The sequence below is a fragment of the Roseibium sp. MMSF_3544 genome (genome assembly GCF_030732845.1).
Taxonomy (GTDB): domain Bacteria; phylum Pseudomonadota; class Alphaproteobacteria; order Rhizobiales; family Stappiaceae; genus Roseibium.
Map to the genome: position 1 here is coordinate 1 of NZ_JASHKA010000046.1, position 20,383 is coordinate 20,383.

Consider the following 20,383-nt stretch of genomic DNA (forward strand, 5'->3'; position numbering starts at 1 on the left):
ACTCCAGGAACTCATGGCAGGCGGACAGGAACTCGCACAACTCGAAGGATCACTCGGCGGAACCGTCTGAGGACGTCACAGGGTTCCGGTCAAGAGAGGCGGTCACCGCCTCCCTTTCTCACGAAGAAGTCCCTTGAAGAAGTTCGCGTGGTTGCACGGCAGAACGCAGCGGAAACTGTCAGGGCCTAGTTTTTGACGTCCCGCTCATACTCTGCATAAAGAACCGGATTGAAGATCGAATTCACATGAAGATCGCGCTGCGGCCGCAAGTCGCGCGGGAAGTTCAAAGCCGAGTTGAAGCCCGCTCGCGTCAGAGACTTTAAGTCTTGCGGAAACGGACCCAGTGCCTGTCCAGGCGCCTTGCTGGCAAGATTGAACCCCCAGATGCCAAAGGACGGCACGGTGATCTGGTAGTTCACAACGTCCGGAAAAAGCTCTTCCAGCGTCCGCGAAATCGTCCAGTAGGTGTGAGGTGAAAAGAAGGGCGAACTGCTCTGTGTGACGAGCGTTCCATTCTCTTCAAGGATCGCCGAGACCATCGCATAGAACTCGATCGAATAGAGCTTTGACAGCACTTCGCTGTGCGGATCGGGAAAGTCGATAATGATCCGGTCGTAGGTCTCACCCGTTTCCTTCACATAGACGAACGCATCCTGATTGAAGACATTCAGGATCGGGCTTTTCATGCTGCCTTCGTTCAGACGAACGACGGGCGCAAACTTCGATCCGAGGTCGGTCATTGCCGGGTCGAGATCGACCAGATCGATCTGCTCGACGGAAGGATGGCGCAGGACTTCGCGGACTGCCAGCCCATCGCCGCCGCCAAGGATCAGAACGCGCTTCGGCGGTTGGCCCCAGGACATGACCGGATGCACCAGCGCCTCATGGTAGCGGTACTCGTCCGCTTCGGCGAACTGAAGGTGCCCATCGATGTAAAGGCGGACATCGTTTTTGCGCCAGGTGTTGGTCACCACCATGGTCTGATAGGCGGACTGCTTTTTCCAAACGACCCGATCGAAGTAGAGGTGATCCTGTGCGAACGCTGTGATCCTGCCGGCTGCCAGCGTCAGTACGAATAGGAGGACAATGGTTGAGAGGACGAAAAACAGCATTCGGCGCGGCCGGTCCAGGTGGTCCCACAGCCAGATCACGTTCAAAAGCGCAACAGCGGCATTTGTCAGCCCGATCGCGAAAGACGAGGAGATCAGTCCAAGAGAGGGCAGCAAGAGCAACGGAAAGGCGACAGACCCAAGCAGGGCGCCGATGTAATCCAGTGACAGGACACCCGATATCGACTCGCGCAGCGTGCCTCCTTCGGACAGGACGCGGGTCAGGATCGGTATTTCCAACCCGACCAGAAAGCCGATCGCAAAAATGAATGTGAACATGCCGGTGGTGTAGAACCACGGCGCCATCGGAAACAGCATGAACAGGGAAATGCTGCACAGCCCGCCGATCAGGGCGAGCACCAACTCCACCCAGACAAAGGCTTCGATCAGATTGCCGTCAATGAAACGGGACACATAGGAACCGATACCCATGGCAAACATGAAGAAGCCGATAGTCATGGAAAACTGATAGACGGAATTGCCGATCAGGTAGCTGGAGACGGTCCCGATGATGAGTTCGTAGACAATACCGCAAAGGGCAACGACAAGAATGGAAGCAAGCAGGATAGCGCCCTGTTTTCTCGGGAGATCCGCGTACCGGCTGGTCAGAACAAGTTGATCCATAATCTTCTCTTGGTTCAGAAAACCCGGAGCACTCAAGGCTCCGGGTTTTTATCCGGTGACCGTTGACTTATTTACCGGCTCGAATACCGCCCGAGCGCGCGCTGGAGGGCGCCCGGTAACTGGCTCGAGACGTGACAGTCCGGTTGTTGAAACTTGCCGGCGTGATCCCGGCCGCCCGCTGCCGGTTGAGCATGGTCCCGATCAGCGCCCCGGCCAGGAAACCCGTACCGGAAATATGCGTGCCTGCAGAATTGCCCGCGATATCGGTTGCGATCAGGCGTCGGTTTGCTTCATCGATCTCGATGGTGAAGACATCACCTTCTCCATCGTCTTGAACGTCGTTGGTGTTTTCATCAGCAAACCCGAGGAACTTGCCGTCCTGCAGCAATGCGATACCAAAGGGCTTTCCGTAAAAGCGTGGATCTGTGTTCAAGGTGCCGGCGAGGTAGAGGCTGAATTCCTGAAGCTGGTCGTCCGACGCCTGATCGAAACCCTTCTTGTCGAGATATTGCTGGTATCTGTTGACTGCGAATTCGGTGCGGTCGAGAACCTGACCGAGATCCGCCGTCTGTTCACGATCTCCCTTGAAGAAGGTGCTGTACGCGACGAATGCGAGGATCGCGAAAATTCCAAAGAGCTTTAAGTTATTCAGCATCCCAAATTCCTTCAGACTTACAATTCATTAGCTGGCTACATATTCACGGCTTCAGCGACCACCAGACCTGATCCAGGCCAGTTGCGTAGAAGTCGGGAAGGTTTCCGCATGGGCTGAAGCCCGCAGTCTTGATGTCGGTCTCATTGGCCATCGAAAGATCCGCCGGCAGAACGAAGACAACCAACCGCGCCCGGCTCTGCCGCGCCTGCCAGACTGCGTCGGCCAGTGTTGTCGTGCCCGGCACGTCGCTCTCCTCCCAACGAATGCCAAGGACGCCGTCGCACTCCGGATCCTCTTCAAGACCGGCAATCGAGAGTCCCTTGTCAGGAGCGGTCATTTCAAACTGCGGTGCGGGCCGTTGCTGGTTTTCCAGCCCATAGATGATCTTGGCTTCGCCCGGAGCGTAGTAGTCGGGCATCGTCACCGTTTTCCTGGCGCCGAACTTTTCATACATCCGGTGTGCCGCTGCATAGACGGGTGCGCCGTCTTCTTCGTAGTCGCTCGTTTCAATGAACAACATGCGGAAGCCGGCCGAGTTCAGATGGTTGAGAAGGTCTTCAAACAAGCCCGAACCGAAGCCCTGACCGGTAAATCTTTCGTCAAGGTAGTGCCACGACAGCCACGCGACATCCTGGGCCTGGTCGTCGACCGCGTAACCGGTAATCCCGATAACAAATCCATCCCGCAAAAGAACAAATTTGCCGTCAAATCCGTAGGTCTCAAAGGACCTCAGTGCCTCTGAAGCATCATCTTCATCCGTCTGCGAAATGATCTCGACGACACGTGCAACATGTTTTGGTTGCATCGGTTTCAGCATCGGCGTTTTATCGGCAAATAGGGTCTTGAACATCAAGCTTTCTCAACGTTGCAACTCTGTTGGGCGCGAAAAACCGCAGAATTCTGGGAAAACCTGCCAAAACGACGGCTTCCGTAGCGAGAGTCTCGGACTCAATTCGGGTTGGAACTACTCAGAAACATTTATGCACTTATTAAGTGCAGACTCGTTGCCAAATGGTTTAACGCAACTCTAAATTACGTGATCATTTGCAAAAAAATACAACCAAGGAGGGTTTGCCGCGTGTAGGACGTGAACCCTCACTTCTGATCAGCCTGTTTCGTGCTTAAAGCTGTCGAGCTGGCCGGGTCAGGCCAGGGGAAGTGTCAGCACGAATGCCGTGCCTTTTTGCTTTTCCGACGTGCAGGTAAGCTCCATGCCGTTCTCGCTGGCCAGTTCGTAGCAGACTGAGAGACCAAGCCCATGTCCTTCGGACTTGTCGCCTTTCCGATAGGCTTCGGCAAACTCGGAAATCTCCGTCGTATCCATGCCCGGTCCTGTGTCGAGGACACAAAGATTTAAGAAAGCACCTCGCGCACGCACGCCGAAAAGAACCTTGCCGCGTTCCGTGTACTTCACTGCGTTCGAGACAAGATTGCTGACAATCCGCATGACGATCAGCGGCGGAACAGCAACCGTCTTGCTCGAAAGGACGCGCCGCAGTTCCAATCCCTTGGAAACGGCCTCCTCTGTAAACATCTGGTAGACCGTATCGAGAACCAGTGAAATTTCATAAACTTCCGGTTCAGCCTGCGCTCCGCCTCCTCCTTCTGCAGCGGGAGATTTATCGCTCTCCAATGCCGGTTCTTCCGGCGTGGTCTGCCGCAGGTAATCGTTGGACAGCGCTTCTATATAATCGAATGCCTCTTTCAACCGGGACCTGACGTCCGGCTCCATATTTTCGGCCAGACTGTCGACATTCATGCGCAACGACATGATCGGTTGTTTGAGATCGTGGGAAGCTGTTGCCAGCTGTCGCTGACGAAGACTGGCCAGCTCCCTTGCCCGTGAGTAATTCCGCTCCGCAACCAGCAACTCCTGACTGCGTTTTGCTTCCGCCTCAAGCGCAGCAAACTCGGCCTGCACGGCTTTGGAATGCTGGCGGCGAAGATTGATGATATGCGCCGTCAGGCCGGTCATCGTCGCGACCAGAAGCACGGAAAAGCACCCTTTGACAGCTGTCGACACCGGGATGATCTCGGCCCGGCTTCCGGCCACAAGCAGGAAAAGCAGCATGGCACCCAAAACGATACCGGCCACCGCAATGAGCGTACCCGTCAAGTGGATCTCCCCTTGCGCGCGTCGCCATCCCCGGCTTGCTAGGAGGGTGGCGGCAAACATGAGGACAAGGAGCGCATAACTGAAAAGCGCCAGATAAGGACCCGGGGAAAAGAAGGAAACGATGTAGCCAAGCACCGACAGCAGTGCCATCGACGTCAACGCCACAGAGAGTTTCGTTTCGCCCCCTTCGTCCCTGACTGAGCGTCCGGAAATGACAAATCCGATGCCGGACAGGGCAAACAGCAGGAAAAAGCCGACCGGTGACTGAAGCGCCGGATTGGCGGGGTAAAAGAACCGGAACCACAGACCGTCGATATAGGCAATCAGCGCGAGACCAACACTGAACTGGAGGGCGTAAAGCATGCCGATCCAATTTTTCATTGCCAGGTGAAATCCGAAGAAAAACACCAGACTGGAGATGCAGAAGGCATAAAAGGCAGTATGCGTGATCCCCGAAACAAAAGCGGAGGCTTCAAGCTCGGACGGTGTTTCCAGAGCCATGTCGAATGACTGGAAGGGGCCGAACTTGAAATTGACCAGCAGGACGACCGATTCCTGAGGCTGGATTTCGAAGACCGGCGTTCGAAGCCGGGTTACTGAATGGTGCTCGGCGACAAAGGGATCGAAAATCGAATAATTGATGAGCCCTTCGGTAAAGCCGCTTTCGCGGATCAGATAGGCATCGACTTCGCTAACGAGCGGCAAGTCGATCACGAGCACGAAGGGATCGGCACCACGCCCGTCGTCGATGGTATCGTTGAAAATTTCGACGCCGGCCCAGGCCTCTGGTGCATAGTTCCACTCCAGCATCGTTGTATCGAGATCGTCGCCGAACTCACCCGCCCGAAAGAACTTCAGGATGTCGCCGAGCGATTTCGACGGGTCGCTGTAATAGGTCAGCGACGCCTTCATGTCCGGCACACCACGCCCGGGTTCCAGAAAAACGGTCTCCGCCCGGCTACCGGCCAGAACAAAGAGACAGAAAATCAGGAACAGGCCGAAGCGGAGGGAACTGGTCATTTTCCAAAAGGCATGTAAGGGTTATTCCATTGCAGAGGATATTGGGCCGTGGACGAACAAAGATACAGCGCAATTATCGCGGATGATCATGCAATTGTTCGCACGGGCCTGAAAGACGCATTGGAAAAACCCGGTCTGATCGAACCCGACGGCATCCGCGTCGTGGCCGAGGCAGGCGACGGCCTGAGCGCGATTGCGGAAATCCGCAAGCACCGGCCGGATTTGTTGCTGCTGGACGTTTCCATGCCGATGGCCGGCGGGGTCGAAGTGCTTGTGGAAGCCCGTCGCTGGTCCAAGGACACACGGGTCGTTGTGCTAACGGGCGTGTCAGCAGTCGGGCTTGTTTCGGATCTGGTGGAAGCGGGTGTCGACGGTCTCTTTTCCAAGGCATCGGACAACACGGAATTTTATGAAAAGCTGCCCGGTATCCTGCGCGGTCAGCGGCATATCTCGGATTATTTCCTCAAGATACTGGAAGAGACACCGAAACCGCCGGTCCTGACCGACCGGGAAAGGCAGACGCTGAACATGATCCTCGCCGGGCGGTCGAACAAGGAGATCGCCGAGGGCTTCGGGATCAGCATCAAGACCGTCGACAAGCACCGCACCAGCTTGATGCAGAAGCTGAAGGTCCATTCCGTTCCGCAACTGATTGCACGCGCGCTGAAGGAAGGCCTCATCGATCCGTCAAAGGAGCTCTAAGGCACGGACTCATAAATGAAGTCGGTTTGGTTTGGATCGTTTTGATCATATGAAACAGGGGCTCATTGGGGGATGGACCCCATGGCGCGCCTGGTCTGATCGACGCACTATTTCATCATACTTCGATGAAAGGATCCGATTCATGTTGAAAACAGCACACCTATCCGGCGTCACAAGACTGATAATGGGGCTTGTGGTCGCGGCGCTACTTGCAAGCGGCCAGGCCCTGGCCCAGGGAGCTGTTGATGCGGACGGCTTTCGGGAAATACGCGTCGCACCGGGCTACGCAATTGCCGACGATTTCATAGATGTGCTGACCCCGTTTTTGAAAGGCCACCCGGAAAGCCTTGAGGGAAACGCAGGCATGGACCTCAGCATCGAGAAGGAAGATGCAGGATATAATGTCGAAATCGTGCTGACCGGCTATCTCGACGACAGCCTCGCCGGAGAGCATTACAAGGGTCATGTCATCCAGACCAGCAACGGTCAGTGGGAGCTGTTGTCCATGTGGGTAAAGCCCATTTGTGGACGCGGCGAAAACGTCAATGGTGTCTGCACGACAGCTGCAGCCCCACCTGCCGTGTTTCTGACGCCCGGCGCGTCGCCGATTGCGACCGGTATGTGCGTCAACGTCAAAGCCGACGACATGCTCAACGTGCGAGCCGGACCCGGAACGCGCCACCAGATTGTCGGATCACTCGCTCCGGGCGATTGCACGGTCGAACTTTCCAACATCTGTGAAGGCAATTGGTGCCAAATCCGCACGCGGCAGATTTCCGGATGGGTCAATACCCGCTATCTTGCATCTGACAACTGAACGGATCCGCGTGTAAGCCGATACCTAACCTGACGAGAAAAGCCTGCCAGCCAGATGCGCCCCTTTTCCAAACATACCGCGACCGTCTTTCTCGGTGTTCTCATTGGAACGCTGGCGACCGTCGCACCCGGCAGCACGTCGCTGGCAAGCGATGCGCCGAAACCGACCTTCCTGGAAAGCGGCGACAATGATCTCATCCGGTTCCAGATGGGAGATGTCCCGGAGCAAGCAGCAGCCGAACCGTCTTTGACCGAAACTGAAAGGGCTCCGGCAGCACTCCTGCAGGCAGCCCCCACCGACACTGCCGCAGTCGCCGCACGCGCGAAATCCAAAGTCGCGCCGGCAAAAGAGGCTGCTGAAAGTCTGGCGGATACGAAAACGCGAATGCGCGCGCAAAACCAGTCAGACGGGTTTGCACGAAATGCCGTCCCCATGCCGGCACAAGCACCTGCGCCAGTACCAGCACCTGCACCACAGGCAGACGCGGTCGCGGAAATCGAAAGCCGCCTCTCCGAGCGGCAGATGCGTTTGTACGCTCACAGCGAGCCTCAACTCGAAGACGCCGCACCCGGTACACAGATCGACAGCGAAACAGGGGGAGTTCTGGGATCCAGTCTTTCAGCTGCCGTCCCGCAACCTCAATTGGACGAGGCCGTCAGTGCACGCCTTGTCACGGTCTGTCTCAACAATCCGGAAGATGCCAGCGGCGCAAAGGCGTTTGACATCCGCAGAAACGGCCCGCCGCGATACATCGCAGGCGTCGGCGCGAGCACTTGTGCACGCTTTGAGCCGACCAGGCACACGCTCTATCTTTGGAAAACCAACGATATCGGGGCCTTGTCGCTGATCCTGTCCAACCGGCTGGACCTGAACAACGCGGACGGCACCCAGGTATCCGTCGACTGGCTCAGGGACAAGTAAGGATCAAAAAAAGACCGGCACGTCAGACGACGCGCCGGTTCAATTCAACGATGTCTCTGCAATATGTCGATCCACTGCTGCCCGGTTGAATGAAAAATCGGCCTTATGGCCCGACCTCGCATCTGTAAAAGTGTCATTCCGGCTGGAGCGCAGCGTAAGGGCGAAATCCGGTAAGCGCTTGTCCGACCATCTTCGTTAAATCGCAAGCCACACGGAATACTGGGTCCCGGTCTTGCTGCTTGCGCAGCAAACCGGGACGACAAGGTCAGTCACTCCGTCACTTGAGCCAGCCTGACAAGCGAGAGGTACTCGGACCGGTATCCGAAACGGTCGGCCCCCATGTTGTCCTTCGCAAGTTTCTCCGCATCTTCGTAGCTCCAGTCGCCGAGATAATCGCTCCCCTTGAGCAACTGTCCAAAAGAGGCCACCGAGGCCGCAAAGAGCGTTTCTTCGCGCGGGATGTCGTTGGAGTCGTCCGTGACCGCGGTTTCGATGAGCTGGCTGTTTTCTGCACCTGGTGTCTTGTAGCGCAACTTCACATAAGCCAGTTCGCCCTGATGAGACCCAGAGACCGGTTCGAACGTTTCACCGCCGTCTCCATAGCGCAGGTCCGAAAACTTTTGCGCAGGCGACCCGACAGGTGTGACTTCGTAGATGGCCGTCACATTGTGTCCGGCACCGATATCACCGGCATCCACCTTGTCGTTCTTGAAGTCCTCGGTCTTGAGCGCACGCGTTTCGTAGCCGATGAGGCGGTATTCCGCGACCGTTGCCGGGTTAAACTCCACCTGGATCTTTACGTCCTGCGCAATCATGGAAATCGAGCTGACGACCTGGTCGACAAGCACTTTGCGTGCTTCGGACAAGGTATCGATATAGGCAGCTACTCCCTGACCGTTCTGGGCAAGTGTCTGCATCAGTTCGTCATTGTAGTTGCCGCGTCCAAAACCCAGAACCGAAAGAGCCGTTCCCTGCTTGCGCTTGTCCGTCACGAAGCGCTTCAAGCTTTCCGTGTCAGCAAGCCCGACGTTGAAATCGCCGTCGGTCGCCAGAATGACGCGCGTCTGTTCGCCTTCGCCGGTCATCTTCTCGGCAAGTGCATAGGCTCCCTTCAGGCCTGCGTGTCCGGCTGTTGAGCCGCCTGACGTCAGCGCGTTGATCTTCTCAAGAATGAGGGACTTCTCCGTAACTTTCGTCGGTTCCAGCAGAACGCCGGCACTTCCGGCATAGGTCACGATCGCAACCTCATCCTCATCGCGGAGCGTCGACAGCAAAAGACGGAAAGACTGCTGCAACAGCGGCAGCTTGTTTGCATCCGCCATCGACCCGGACGTGTCGATCAGAAACACCAGGTTCTGTGGCGGCAGATCTTCAAGCGGAACCTTGTACCCCTGAATGCCTACCTGCATCAGCTTGGTGTGTTTGTTCCAGGGCGTCTCGAACACCGACACGCTGGTCGCAAACGGGGCATGTCCTTCTTCGGGAACACGGTAGTCGTAGTCGAAGTAATTGATCATCTCTTCAACGCGCACCGCATCGGGATTAGGCGTATAGCCACCGTTCAGATTTGACCTGATGAACGAATAGGACGCGGTGTCGACATCGATGGAGAACGTGGAGACCGGATCCTTGGAGACCTGTCTCAGCGGGTTGGGATCGGCGCTCGCAAATCGTTCACGATCTTCCGTCTGAACAAGAGTACGGCCCGGATCGGGGGGGAGCATGATCCGGGACTGACCAGCGCTCGACGGAACGGATGAGTGCAGCGAAAGCAGGCCTCCGCCGGACGTCTTCGCGTTCGCGCGATTACGGTCGGGCGCAGGCTGAACAGGTTGAGGTGTCGGAACGATCGCATCCAGAAGCGTTTCTTGCGGGGGCGCAGTTTCCTGATCTGCTTCGGTAAGCTCAACTTGCTCCGTTACCGCCGTGTCCTTGAAATTTTTGCCGACTTCAGACCAGTCGACAGTTTGTGCGGCAATGGCAACAAAAGCCAGCGTGACGATGGAAGCCGAACTGATCAGGACGGCTTTGGAAAGATGTTTACTCTGCATCATGAGAGGTGTCCTTTCGAAGGCCCGAAGGACATAGCCCGAAGGCACAATCCGCTCGGGTAGCAACTCGTTGGGTTTTTGAAAAACTTGAACACCGCACCCCTGCCGGTGCGGCGTTTCGTTTGGTCAGCGGATCAACGGAGAACGATCCGGTAGCTCTTCCCGCGGGAGCATACGGATGCACCGGAGTCAGACCACCAGTAGCGCGCCTGATCCCAGCGGCCGTTTGACTTAAGCCGTGTGTACTGGGCCCGGATATGTGTCTTGGCGTTGTTTACGCCTTCCAGGTTGCGCTTCCAGCTGTAGGAGCCGCCGTTCGGAATGACGCGGTTCTTGATGTTCTCCGAACGCTTCCGGTTCGATCCGTAATCGTGATAGTCCAGGTCGAAAAGCTTGACCGGTCCGCCAGTGCTGTTCTTGACCGTGATCTTGACCTTCTTGCAGATATCAAAGCCTGCATGAGCTTCCTGGGCACCGCCGAGCACGGCAAGACCACCCACTGCAACAAAGGCGGCGGCAACAGCGGTTTTTGCAATCATTTTCATCGTTTTATTCCTTTCCAAAAAATGTGCTCCCTTGGAGCGTTTCATCGATTTGTCGATAACGGAAAGGTGGCAGTTCCAAGCGCTTCGCTGTATGGGGTCGATACCCCAATTGGAGAATTGAAGAACGCGTTCAGAGCCAGGTTACTGGTGGTTTTTGGTTAGCAATAAGCTTAAGATAAGACGCTAATAGACGCCCGCCTTGTAATTGTATTTCTATAAAGAGTCGCTACATGAGCGTGGTAATATTGTTTGATTTTCGGGAAGGGGCACATGGCAGATTTCAGCGCTCAAATTGAAAAATCCAAGAAGGAAGTCGCAGCGGCACAGCAGAAAATCAGCGAGCTGACGTCAAAAATAGAGACCGCGCGCTCGAAACTCGATTCGGGTCAGGATATTTCAATCGACATTGAGAACGCGACGCTGGATGACGTCCACGCTCATACGGAACTGATGGGCGCCAACATCGCCGAGCTGATCATGGGCCTCGACGACGTCACCGCCACGTTCTCAAAAGACTTCGACGCCATGCGCTCGAAAACGGGTTGGGAAACATTTATCGGCTTTTTCTCGAAGGCCAGATCCGACAGCATCCGCCAGGAGCGCATGCGCACCGCGAGCATCGATGACAAGCTCCAGGACCTGATTGCCAAGTCGAATGTCATCGGCCAGTTGCTGCAGGACCAGCTGAACACGCTCAACGAACACAGCAAACGCGTCGAGGGCAACCTCGGCGAAACCCTCAACCAGCGCGAACAGACCGTTGCCAATCTTGAGGACATCAAGAAAGAGTTGGTGGCAATGGATCCCAAGATCATTGCGCTGGAAAACAAGATTTCCGTCGAGACCGATGCTGCGGCGCGAACCAAGCTGGAATCCGAGCTCGCCGAATTGAACTCGGAGTACAACAGGCTTGCCCAGGAAGAGCAGGTCAAGCTGGCGGAAAGCCAGACACTTGAACGCTACATCGAGAAGGGCAAGACCTGGGTCGACAGCCTGCAGAACCAGGCCGCGACGCAGATGGTGCTGATCAACAAGCTGCAGACGGATACCAAGCAGCGCGTGGTTCTCTACGATGCCTTGGTCAAATCTCTGAAAACGGCCCAGCAGCAGGATGTTGCCCACAAGATCAACGAGATCGGCGTGGCGACGGACAAGGAAGCCCAGTCTGCGATGGCCGCCATAGGTTCGGCCACCAACCAGCGCATGGCCGACATGATGGAAGCGCACGAGGACCACATGGTCTTTGCACGCAAGGTCTTGGAAGAAAAAGCGAAATCGGACGAGCGTTTCGCCCGCCGCTTCCAGCAGATTGTCGAGAAACACGACAAGAATGCCTACGGAGCCTGAGGGCTGAACGTTGGATCTGACACTCGACCACAGAGTACTGGAAGAAGCGCATGAAACACGGCGCTACTTCGCCAAATTCGAGCGCATCATCTCGCATTTGCAGGGCGTCGCGGACAGCGTCGTGTCGGAGGACACGGCGCTCTATTCCGAAATCCCGATCCTGAAACAGTATCTAGAAGCCCTCTCCGGCACGTTCACCGCGCTTTCCTACAAGTATCTTCTGGCCGGACGCGTTTCGGACAAGCTGCCGACCCTCTTGAGCATCGACCGTCAGGAAAGCGGGTTCCCGATCTATCAGGAACTCCTGGAGATGGCGAATGATGCCATGCAGGCGGAAAACCACCTCAGGTCCCTGCCCGTCATGCGCGACCTGAAGGTCGCCATGGTGAACCATATCCTGCGGGAGCAGTCTGCCCCGGTAAACCTACAGTTTGCGGCGTCCGAACGGCAATATTACGAACAGCTGACATCCGCCTCGCTGTTCTGGGCACGCAATGACCCGCGCCTCGCCTGGACGGGCAATATCAACGAAAAACGCCGGAAATACAGGCTGCACTGGGCCGTTTACGACAGCTTGCAGAACATTCCGCTGATCTACGTCATGGATCTTGAAGACAGCGGCCGACGGCCTCTTGCCAAGGATGAACGGCGCTGGCCACGCGTCCAGGGCCACCTGACGGCTCAGTCCTCCGCAGGACTGAAGCTTGTGACAATCGCGCGCGGCTTCGATCAGGACTTTTCGGATCTGCACCCCAAACGGTTGCGCCGGTTCTACATCGGTCCGATGTACAGCCACACATTCACGCAGCAATCCGGTCCCTTGCGCGACGTGCTGGCCCAGGCAGGCCAGAAACGCGGCGAAGACTGGGCGCTCGCCTGGACAACGGAAACCCTGATTGCCTCGGGAACCGAACAGGAATCGTCCGGCTTCTTCTCCACAATCGAGCGCCAGGTCTACGATCTCGACCCCTTCGCGGTGACGGGAGACGGTGGCCAGGACGCCGCCGGGCACACGCACAGGCGGCGCTCGCTCATTCTGCCGCAGCGCCCCTACCAGGTTCTGGAAGAACTGAACCCGCCCGGTTTTGCCAATATCCGCAAATATGCCGTCAGTCCGAGCGGCAAGATTCTCAGCTACAAATAGGTTTCCAGCGTGACTCTTTCCAACGACCTCATGGAATTGAAAGAAGACAAGATCCGCGAAAAATACCAAACCGCGGAAACCATGCTTTCCGGTTTCGACCACACCCCGCGCATTGCCGCCAAACGCGAACCCAACGTCGTTCAGGAGCGTTCACCCGGCCTCGGCACGAGGCGGCGCTTCCGGTCCACAACACCGGGCCTCGTGACACGCTCAACCGCGCGCCCGGAAGGGGTCCAGCTGTCGGAACGCATCCTTGAAAGCGACGAGGACGCGTTGACAACGCCGCTGCAGGCAAGCGTTCTGAGAGCCTTGCGCCGGGCCCTGTCTGTCTCGCAGGTCATGTCCGACCAGTTTGCCGAGCAAACAGGTCTGTCCGACCTGAAACGCAGCAATCTTGCGGGCACGCTTGACGCTTCGCAGAAAGACAGGTTCCAGCAGCTTCTGTCCGCCTCAGCGCTGATTTCTCTGCACGTCTTTGCCAACATGACGGATTTTCTCATCACCGGTCTTGCGGCCGAAACCGAAGAGAGTGAAATCCAGTGCGGCGAGGTGGAAGAAATCCTACTCGACAACGACCAGCTTGCGCTTCACGGTGCTCTGTGGGAACTGGACCAGGAAATTGCCGCAGCCTCTGTCGAAACCGACACGCAGCTCGTCGGCCTGATCACCTCCTTCTGCGAACAGCTGATGGAGAAAGTGACCTTGAGGGCCGAGGGTATCGCCCTGCTGCAACCCTTTTCAGAAGCGCGTTACCGGGTCGAGGCCGACAATTTCGAAATCACCGGCTTCACCCCGGCTGCAAGAGCCCGTTCCTCCGCATTGACGATGACGTTCAAGAAGCCGGAGGAAGTCGTCGGCAACCATATTGCCAAGTATCAGGCGATGAAACTTGCCAAGATGCTGATGGCCTATGATTTCGAGCGCAAGCTCAATCCGTTCGCCGAGCTTGGCGGGTTCATTTTCACCTTCATGGGTGACGGCAAGCCCGGAACCGGCAAGACCACGCTGATCCAGATGATGGCCGGCCTCATCAACGATTACTGCAGCAATGCCGGCTACGCGTTCCGCTATCAGAATCTCTCGACCGAGAGCATAGACAGCTACCAGGGCAAGTCGGCGCAGAATGCAAAGGCTTTCATCAAGACGGTGACCGACCCGAATGTCATCGGCTTCGGCACGATCGACGACATCGACCAGCTTGCCGGCAAGCGCGGCGATCGCCAGTCGTCCGCCGGCCAGCTCGAGATAACGGCGGTGTTGATGGAGAGTTTCGCCGGGGCCAACACGGTCGTGCGCGGCAACTGCACCTTCGGCATGTTTTCCAACTATCCGGAAAACGTCGACGACGCCTTGCGCCAGCGCGCCGGTGCAAGATTTCTGGTCGACGGGCCGCAGAGCCGGGAAGACTACATCGACATTCTCTACCTGCTGATGGGAAGAAATCACTCCATTCCGGTTGGAGATCATGACCTGTTCGAAGCCCAGGTGATTCAAAAGGCTGTCGCCGCGTCCTACGAAAGCCACGCAAGGCCGAAGGAAGAGGCTCTGGTCACGGTTTTCGAGCGGGTCAAAGCCGAGATCGGTGATCTCGACACAATCGCCCGGCTTGGTGCCTATCTGAAGGCCATCCAGGAAGCGGACGAACGATTTACCGGACGTGCGATCAAGAACATCACCGATGCCATCAAGGTAAGGGCGATGGATTTCGAACTGCCGGACGAGTGGATGGAAAACCCGGACCTTTTCCTGTTCAAGGATTACGAGACCAAGAAATCCATGATCGCAGAGCTTGCCCGGCCGATCACGGTGGAGATGGTGATTCAGGAAATCAACCGCTACGCCGATAGCGAATTCCGCTATGCCGACAAGTCTGACGAGGTCGCGATTGAAAACGCGGTCCGCGAGATGCAGCGGATGGAAGAAGCCAAGCGCCGCTACATGGAGCTGTCACGCTCATGATGCGTCTGGTCAAACACGGTCTGATGTACGGAAATCTCGTGGAGGTATCTTCAGCCTCCATGGTGAACCGCTACAACCGTGCACTGGAACATCTGACCGGCAAGCGAACCAGCCTTGAAGAATTTCATGTCGACATTTCCGGTTTCTCGCCCGAGATCGGCGAGGAGTTCGGCGATCCGCTTTATCTCAATCCCAATGGCTGTAACCGACAGTTCATTCTCCTGAATGTCGCCCAGAAAACAGCGCCGCTTCTGAATGCTCATTTTTCCACCTCACGATCGATTCTGCGGCGCTTTATCGATGACAACGAAGAGCAGCTGTTCGCGCTTTCGATCCGAGATGCCGTTGTTGGCGAACTGGTCAACACTGTTTTTTCGATCAGGTCCCCGCTCGACCTCTTTGACATCCAGAAGATCGACGTCGAGGCCGATACGGTTGGTGGCCACGTGGAGGCCGGAGAAGAACTTTCGGACAAGATAGACCGGTTCATGACCGAGCCGGACGGCTGGTGGGACGATGTCCTGATTGCCGAGATGGTCGAACTCTCCAAGCATACCGGCGACATCATCCGCACACCGATCGCCCTGCAGCCGCAAAGCTTCGAACAGGGAAACTTCCATACCAGTCACTATGGCGGGCTTTACATTTTCCGTGACGTGAAAAGAACCGCCTGCATCGCGTCACGCAAACTGGAGATCGTTGACAACCTCCCGGTCAAACACATTCTGACAATGGCAGACCGACGCGAACTTGCGTCATTCCTGTCCAGAAACAAGCTGGTTGAGCCGATCTTCGAGGCCGACAGAAAACGCGCTGAAAGCATCTTCCGGCAGAAGCTCGACTTCATTGTCATTGATGCAGCCGCAAACAGCGGCGAAGACCTGACGGACGTTTCACGCAGGGACCTTCGCGCCCTGAAACGCAAGTATCATCGGGAGCTTCCCGAGGAATACCATACGCTTGAACGCCTGTTGCGCCAGCTCGTAAAAGGAGGCCGGCTTCCCCGGATCACGCCCGAAGATCCGGCTTTCTTCTATCTGCTGCGCTCGACGAACCACGCGGACAAGCACCTGGTCAATATGCTCCTTGCTGAACTGACACCGCTCGACTTCCGGCAATTGTTCATCTGCCACAAGGAATCGTTCTACGCGCAGTACCAGACCTGGAGCGAAGCGAAAAAGACCTTTGCCGCACAGTTCCTTGCAGAGGAATATGTCGTCGACAAGGTTGGAACGCGTCTTGAGCTGTTCGGCCCGGAACCCGGCATGAGCGGAGAGGATGAAGACGAAGACTTCGGGTTCGGAAAGAACATGGGCCCTTGGGGTGCCATTCCGGGCGACGACGATGATGACGACGACGACGAGGAAGACGACGACTGATGAAATACCTCCTGTGGATCGTCGGCATCCCGATTGTGCTGGTGATCGTTTTGTTCGCCCACTACACGTTGCCGAGCCGCGATGTCGTTCGAATTGTCGGCACCGATGTCAAACGCATGGATATCGGCTCGTCGGCCTTTTTCTGGGCCGCCCAGGATGCCGGTACGAACCCGAACTGGACTCGCGACGTCCGCTTCATCAACGCGGTCTGGCCAGACGGCGGCTCCCGTGTCTATCGCAACGAGGATACTGACTGGGGCTGGCCGCCCTATTTCAAGTTCGACAGCGGCAACGTGACGGCGCAGGCACAGGATCTTGCCAAGCAGTCGGACGATATCTGGGTCGCGGTCACCCACTACGGCTGGCGGGTCGAGCTTTTTACGATTTTTCCGAATGTGATCAGCATTGAGCGGGTCTCGGGCCCGGATGTCTTTCTCATTCCCTGGTTCAACATCATCTTCTTGCTGATACTCGCCCTGATCGCTTTCCTGATCTTTAGAATGATACAGGCGTTCAAACGCAGGCGGATCGATCCGGTTGTCGAAAATATCGACGAGTTCATTGATGATGTCGGAGACAATGCCGAACAGGCCCGCGCGCATGCTGAAAAACATGCCAGCGCAGCAACAAGCGGGTTCCGCCGTTGGCTCAAACGGTGGTTCGGCTGACAAGAAAAAGAACAAAAACACCTGCGAAAGTGAACACACTCCGTGTCTTCCGACATTGACCTGGTCATATTTGATTGCGACGGCGTATTGATCGACAGCGAGGTCATCAGCGCGCGCATGCTGGTTTCCGAACTGGCAAAAAGAAACGTCAACATCACGATGGATTATGTCACTCACCATTTTCTCGGCAGGAGTTATCCGGTGGTGCTGCAGCAGATCCGTGATGAATTCGGCGTCGACTTGCCGCCCGAATTTGAGACCCAGTATCGGGCGAATCTTCTCAGTGCCTTTGAGCGTGACTTGAGACCGGTCGCCGGTGTGCGGAATGTGGTTGAACATCTGGCGGCGGATTACTGCCTTGCCACCAGTTCAAGCCCACCACGCCTTGCAAAGTCGCTTGATATCACAGGGTTCACGGACCTCTTTCACCAACGCACGACCACGGCGGCAGAGGTTCTGCACGGCAAACCCGCACCGGATCTCTTCCTTCTCGCAGCTGAAAAACGCGGGGCAGATCCTGCGCGATGCCTTGTCATCGAAGACAGCGAAAACGGTATCAAGGCAGGATTGGCGGCCGGGATGACAGTCTGGCGGTTCATCGGTGGCTCGCACCTGGAGAACCTGCGAAACACGCGCGATCCGGCGGCGGGCGCATCGCTGGCGTTTGCATCTTTCGATGATTTCTATCAGCTTAGGCCGGATCTGAAACAAGAGCTGACATGAAACAGAAAAACACTGCCGAGAGCTCCCGCCTTGACGATGCCGCGCGCGCGGGATGGCTATATTACGTTGCCGGCAACACACAGGACGAGATTGCCAGAAAGCTCGGTGTCTCACGACAATCGGCCCAACGGCTGGTTTCCCTCGCGGTCAGCGAACGGCTGATCAAGGTTCGTCTGGACCACCCCATAGCCCGTTGCATGGAACTCAGCAGCCGGCTCAGCGATAAGTTCGACCTACTGAACTGCGAAGTCGTGCCAAGTGACCCGGACGTACCCACCTCACCGATCGGTATCGCACAGGCCGCGGCCGCTGAAATGGAGCGACATTTCCGGTCACCGCAACCGAAAATCATTTCATTCGGAACGGGACGGTCGCTTCGGGCATCCGTTGACCAGCTACCGACGATGGACTGCCCTCAGCATCGCGTCGTTTCCCTTCTCGGCAACATGATGTCCGACGGATCGGCATCGGCCTACAACGTCATCATTCGCCTGGCCGAAAGAATAAACGCCCGCCATTATCCGATGCCGTTGCCCGTCTTCGCGCGCTCACGCGAAGAACTTCAGCTCCTTCATAACCAGGAAGCGGTCCACAATATTCTCGACCTCATCCGCCAGGCCGACGCGACGTTTGTCGGCGTTGGCAACATAGGCCCGACGGCGCCCATGACGGTCGACGGTTTTGTCACGCTTGACGAAATGCGCGCGCTGGAAAATGCAGGGGCGGTCGGTGAAATCACGAGCTGGGCCTACACCCAGGACGGAAACCTGATTGACGGCCTGTCGAACGACCTTGTGGCGAGCGCGCCGCTAATGGCCGCACGGGACAAGCCTGTCTACGGCGTCGCAGCCGGCGAAGCCAAAGTTCCTGCTATCGCAGGCGCGTTGACGGGCAAATTGATCAACTGTTTGATCACCAACGAGACGACAGCCGAACAATTGCTCAAGCACTGAGCATTTGCTCACTTTCAGTAAAGCATTATAAAACATAAGTTTTCTGCAACGCAGCAAAAGACTTTTCTATTTTCTGCCCATTTGGGCCTTGACTCATGCACGTCTATTGATCGAATATTTGCCCGCAAGAATGGCAAATGCCCATCTCGTTTGGGAGGAAAACATGGCATTTCATACCCGTGCGCTGCTCAGCGCATGCGCGGTCGCAGCGTTGTGCGCTACGGCTTCCGCAGAAACTCTTACTATCGCTACCGTGAACAACGGTGACATGATCCGCATGCAGGGTCTGACCGACGACTTCACTGCCAAGACCGGGCACGAAGTCGAATGGGTGACCCTGGAAGAAAACGTCCTGCGCCAGCGCGTGACCCAGGATATCGCCGCCAAGGGCGGCCAGTTCGATATCATGACCATCGGCATGTACGAGACCCCGATCTGGGCAGCCAATGAGTGGCTCGTCTCGCTTGATGATCTTCCGGCGTCCTATGACGCATCCGACATCCTGCCCGCCATGCGCGCAGGCTTGAGCCATGACGGCAGCCTGTACGCAGCGCCGTTCTACGGCGAATCCTCGATGATCATGTATCGCACCGACCTGATGGAAAAAGCAGGTCTGACGATGCCGGATGCGCCGACATGGAGCGACGTTGAAGCCGCTGCCAAGGCCATGACCGACAAGGACAACGAAATCTACGGCGTCTGCCTTCGCGGTAAGGCTGGCTGGGGTGAGAACATGGCGTTCATCACCACTGTCGCCAATTCCTTCGGCGCTCGCTGGTTCGACGAGAACTGGAAGCCGCAGCTTGACACTCCCGAGTGGAACGAAGCTGTCACTTTCTACTACAACATGTTGGAAAACTACGGGCCTCCGGGTGCGTCGACCAACGGGTTTAACGAAAACCTTGCACTGTTCCAGCAGGGCAAGTGCGGCATGTGGATCGACGCGACCGTCGCGGCATCCTTCGTGACCAACCCGAACGATTCCACCGTCGCCGACAAGGTTGGGTTCGCCCTGGCGCCCAACAAGGAAGGCGTCGACAAGCGCGCGAACTGGCTCTGGGCCTGGGCACTTGCCATTCCGGCCGGCACGCAGAAAGAAGCTGCTGCCAAACAGTTCATCGAGTGGGCAACGTCCAAGGGCTACATCGAACTGGTTGCTTCGAAAGAAGGCTGGGCGAATGTTCCTCCGGGCGCGAGAACCTCGCTCTATGAAAATCCGGAGTACCAGAAGGTCCCGTTTGCCGCGATGACGCTGGAAAGCATCAACGCCGCCAATCCTGACAGCCCGACTGTTCAACCGGTCCCGTATGTCGGTATCCAGTATGTCGCGATCCCCGAGTGGGCCGGCATCGGTACGGCTGCCGGACAGGAGTTCTCGGCAATGGTCGCCGGACAGCAGACCCCGGATGAGGCGCTTGCCAAAGCGCAGACCATCGTGGCTGAGGAAATGGAAGCCGCAGGCTACTAAGGGTTTCCTCCCCGACTGGGAGGGCGGACCAGTCCGCCCTCCCTCTTTGTTTCTACTCTAAATTATCACCCGCTCGCTTCGGCGCCCTGTCGCCGTCAACAGAGAAGGTGTGCCGATGGCTACCCAGCATTCCCGTTCTGCGGCGCGTTTCATGATGGCGCCAGCTGTTATCCTGTTATTGG

At 56.7% G+C, this 20,383-nt stretch carries 17 protein-coding genes; 11 read left to right on the forward strand and 6 right to left on the reverse strand.

The window, feature by feature from the left end; genetic code table 11:
* Window positions 1–185: 185 nt before the first annotated feature.
* The 4 genes from RBB47_RS30545 to RBB47_RS30560 all read right to left on the reverse strand — a co-directional run bounded on the left by RBB47_RS30545 (window position 186) and on the right by RBB47_RS30560 (window position 5,524).
* Complete coding sequence (locus RBB47_RS30545; RefSeq protein ID WP_305989721.1) at window positions 186–1,733, reverse strand: polyamine aminopropyltransferase; 1,548 nt, start codon at window positions 1,731–1,733, stop codon at window positions 186–188.
* Window positions 1,734–1,800: 67 nt separating this feature from the next.
* A complete protein-coding gene (locus RBB47_RS30550) occupies window positions 1,801–2,388 on the reverse strand; it encodes a hypothetical protein (RefSeq protein WP_305989722.1) in 588 nt (195 codons plus the stop codon).
* 43 nt (window positions 2,389–2,431) lie between these two features.
* The gene (locus RBB47_RS30555; RefSeq protein ID WP_305989723.1) at window positions 2,432–3,238 is read right to left on the reverse strand and encodes a GNAT family N-acetyltransferase; all 807 of its coding nucleotides are present in this window, start codon (window positions 3,236–3,238) and stop codon (window positions 2,432–2,434) included.
* Between the two features lie 294 nt (window positions 3,239–3,532).
* Window positions 3,533–5,524 (reverse strand): HAMP domain-containing sensor histidine kinase, encoded by a 1,992-nt coding sequence (locus RBB47_RS30560; RefSeq protein WP_305989724.1) that lies wholly within the window; start codon window positions 5,522–5,524, stop codon window positions 3,533–3,535.
* 48 nt (window positions 5,525–5,572) lie between these two features.
* On the opposite strand from RBB47_RS30560, the gene RBB47_RS30565 reads away from it, so the two are divergent.
* From RBB47_RS30565 to RBB47_RS30575, 3 genes are all read left to right on the forward strand, one after another.
* On the forward strand, window positions 5,573–6,226 hold the full coding sequence (locus tag RBB47_RS30565) for a response regulator transcription factor (RefSeq protein WP_305989725.1): 654 nt from the start codon (window positions 5,573–5,575) through the stop codon (window positions 6,224–6,226).
* Between the two features lie 142 nt (window positions 6,227–6,368).
* The gene (locus RBB47_RS30570) at window positions 6,369–7,043 is read left to right on the forward strand and encodes an SH3 domain-containing protein (RefSeq protein ID WP_305989726.1); all 675 of its coding nucleotides are present in this window, start codon (window positions 6,369–6,371) and stop codon (window positions 7,041–7,043) included.
* A 54-nt stretch (window positions 7,044–7,097) separates the two neighbouring features.
* Window positions 7,098–7,964, forward strand: a complete 867-nt coding sequence (locus tag RBB47_RS30575; protein WP_305989727.1) for a hypothetical protein — start codon at window positions 7,098–7,100, stop codon at window positions 7,962–7,964.
* Window positions 7,965–8,233: 269 nt separating this feature from the next.
* Here the strand turns inward: RBB47_RS30575 and RBB47_RS30580 are convergent, their stop codons facing one another.
* Window positions 8,234–10,018 (reverse strand): VWA domain-containing protein, encoded by a 1,785-nt coding sequence (locus RBB47_RS30580; RefSeq protein ID WP_305989728.1) that lies wholly within the window; start codon window positions 10,016–10,018, stop codon window positions 8,234–8,236.
* A 131-nt stretch (window positions 10,019–10,149) separates the two neighbouring features.
* On the reverse strand, window positions 10,150–10,560 hold the full coding sequence (locus RBB47_RS30585; protein WP_305989729.1) for a hypothetical protein: 411 nt from the start codon (window positions 10,558–10,560) through the stop codon (window positions 10,150–10,152).
* Window positions 10,561–10,830: 270 nt separating this feature from the next.
* On the opposite strand from RBB47_RS30585, the gene RBB47_RS30590 reads away from it, so the two are divergent.
* The 8 genes from RBB47_RS30590 to RBB47_RS30625 all read left to right on the forward strand — a co-directional run bounded on the left by RBB47_RS30590 (window position 10,831) and on the right by RBB47_RS30625 (window position 20,201).
* On the forward strand, window positions 10,831–11,907 hold the full coding sequence (locus RBB47_RS30590) for a hypothetical protein (protein WP_305989730.1): 1,077 nt from the start codon (window positions 10,831–10,833) through the stop codon (window positions 11,905–11,907).
* 10 nt (window positions 11,908–11,917) lie between these two features.
* Window positions 11,918–13,051 (forward strand): hypothetical protein, encoded by a 1,134-nt coding sequence (locus RBB47_RS30595; protein ID WP_305989731.1) that lies wholly within the window; start codon window positions 11,918–11,920, stop codon window positions 13,049–13,051.
* A gap of 9 nt (window positions 13,052–13,060) precedes the next feature.
* Entirely contained in the window at window positions 13,061–15,010 is a 1,950-nt protein-coding gene (locus RBB47_RS30600; protein ID WP_305989732.1) for an ATP-binding protein, read from the forward strand.
* A complete protein-coding gene (locus RBB47_RS30605) occupies window positions 15,007–16,389 on the forward strand; it encodes a DUF6638 family protein (RefSeq protein ID WP_305989733.1) in 1,383 nt (460 codons plus the stop codon). The genes RBB47_RS30600 and RBB47_RS30605 overlap by 4 nt, the downstream gene beginning before the upstream one ends.
* Entirely contained in the window at window positions 16,389–17,057 is a 669-nt protein-coding gene (locus RBB47_RS30610; RefSeq protein WP_305989734.1) for a DUF1523 family protein, read from the forward strand. Before RBB47_RS30605 ends, RBB47_RS30610 begins: the two co-directional genes overlap by 1 nt.
* 42 nt (window positions 17,058–17,099) lie before the next feature.
* Window positions 17,100–17,780 (forward strand): HAD family phosphatase, encoded by a 681-nt coding sequence (locus tag RBB47_RS30615; RefSeq protein ID WP_305989735.1) that lies wholly within the window; start codon window positions 17,100–17,102, stop codon window positions 17,778–17,780.
* Entirely contained in the window at window positions 17,777–18,733 is a 957-nt protein-coding gene (locus tag RBB47_RS30620; RefSeq protein WP_305989736.1) for a sugar-binding transcriptional regulator, read from the forward strand. The genes RBB47_RS30615 and RBB47_RS30620 overlap by 4 nt, the downstream gene beginning before the upstream one ends.
* Before the next feature lie 163 nt (window positions 18,734–18,896).
* Window positions 18,897–20,201 carry a sugar ABC transporter substrate-binding protein gene (locus RBB47_RS30625; protein ID WP_305989737.1) on the forward strand — a complete coding sequence of 435 codons (1,305 nt, stop codon included), beginning with the start codon at window positions 18,897–18,899 and terminating at the stop codon, window positions 20,199–20,201.
* Window positions 20,202–20,383: the final 182 nt, after the last annotated feature.

Coding starts and splice junctions, on each gene's coding strand:
- RBB47_RS30555 (WP_305989723.1), bottom strand. CDS start 3,238: ATGTTCAAGACCCTATTTGCCGATAAAACGCCGATGCTGAAACCGATG.
- RBB47_RS30605 (WP_305989733.1), top strand. CDS start 15,007: ATGATGCGTCTGGTCAAACACGGTCTGATGTACGGAAATCTCGTGGAG.
- RBB47_RS30550 (WP_305989722.1), bottom strand. CDS start 2,388: ATGCTGAATAACTTAAAGCTCTTTGGAATTTTCGCGATCCTCGCATTC.
- RBB47_RS30575 (WP_305989727.1), top strand. CDS start 7,098: ATGCGCCCCTTTTCCAAACATACCGCGACCGTCTTTCTCGGTGTTCTC.
- RBB47_RS30625 (WP_305989737.1), top strand. CDS start 18,897: ATGGCATTTCATACCCGTGCGCTGCTCAGCGCATGCGCGGTCGCAGCG.
- RBB47_RS30545 (WP_305989721.1), bottom strand. CDS start 1,733: ATGGATCAACTTGTTCTGACCAGCCGGTACGCGGATCTCCCGAGAAAA.
- RBB47_RS30620 (WP_305989736.1), top strand. CDS start 17,777: ATGAAACAGAAAAACACTGCCGAGAGCTCCCGCCTTGACGATGCCGCG.
- RBB47_RS30570 (WP_305989726.1), top strand. CDS start 6,369: ATGTTGAAAACAGCACACCTATCCGGCGTCACAAGACTGATAATGGGG.
- RBB47_RS30585 (WP_305989729.1), bottom strand. CDS start 10,560: ATGAAAATGATTGCAAAAACCGCTGTTGCCGCCGCCTTTGTTGCAGTG.
- RBB47_RS30580 (WP_305989728.1), bottom strand. CDS start 10,018: ATGATGCAGAGTAAACATCTTTCCAAAGCCGTCCTGATCAGTTCGGCT.
- RBB47_RS30560 (WP_305989724.1), bottom strand. CDS start 5,524: ATGACCAGTTCCCTCCGCTTCGGCCTGTTCCTGATTTTCTGTCTCTTT.
- RBB47_RS30590 (WP_305989730.1), top strand. CDS start 10,831: ATGGCAGATTTCAGCGCTCAAATTGAAAAATCCAAGAAGGAAGTCGCA.
- RBB47_RS30610 (WP_305989734.1), top strand. CDS start 16,389: ATGAAATACCTCCTGTGGATCGTCGGCATCCCGATTGTGCTGGTGATC.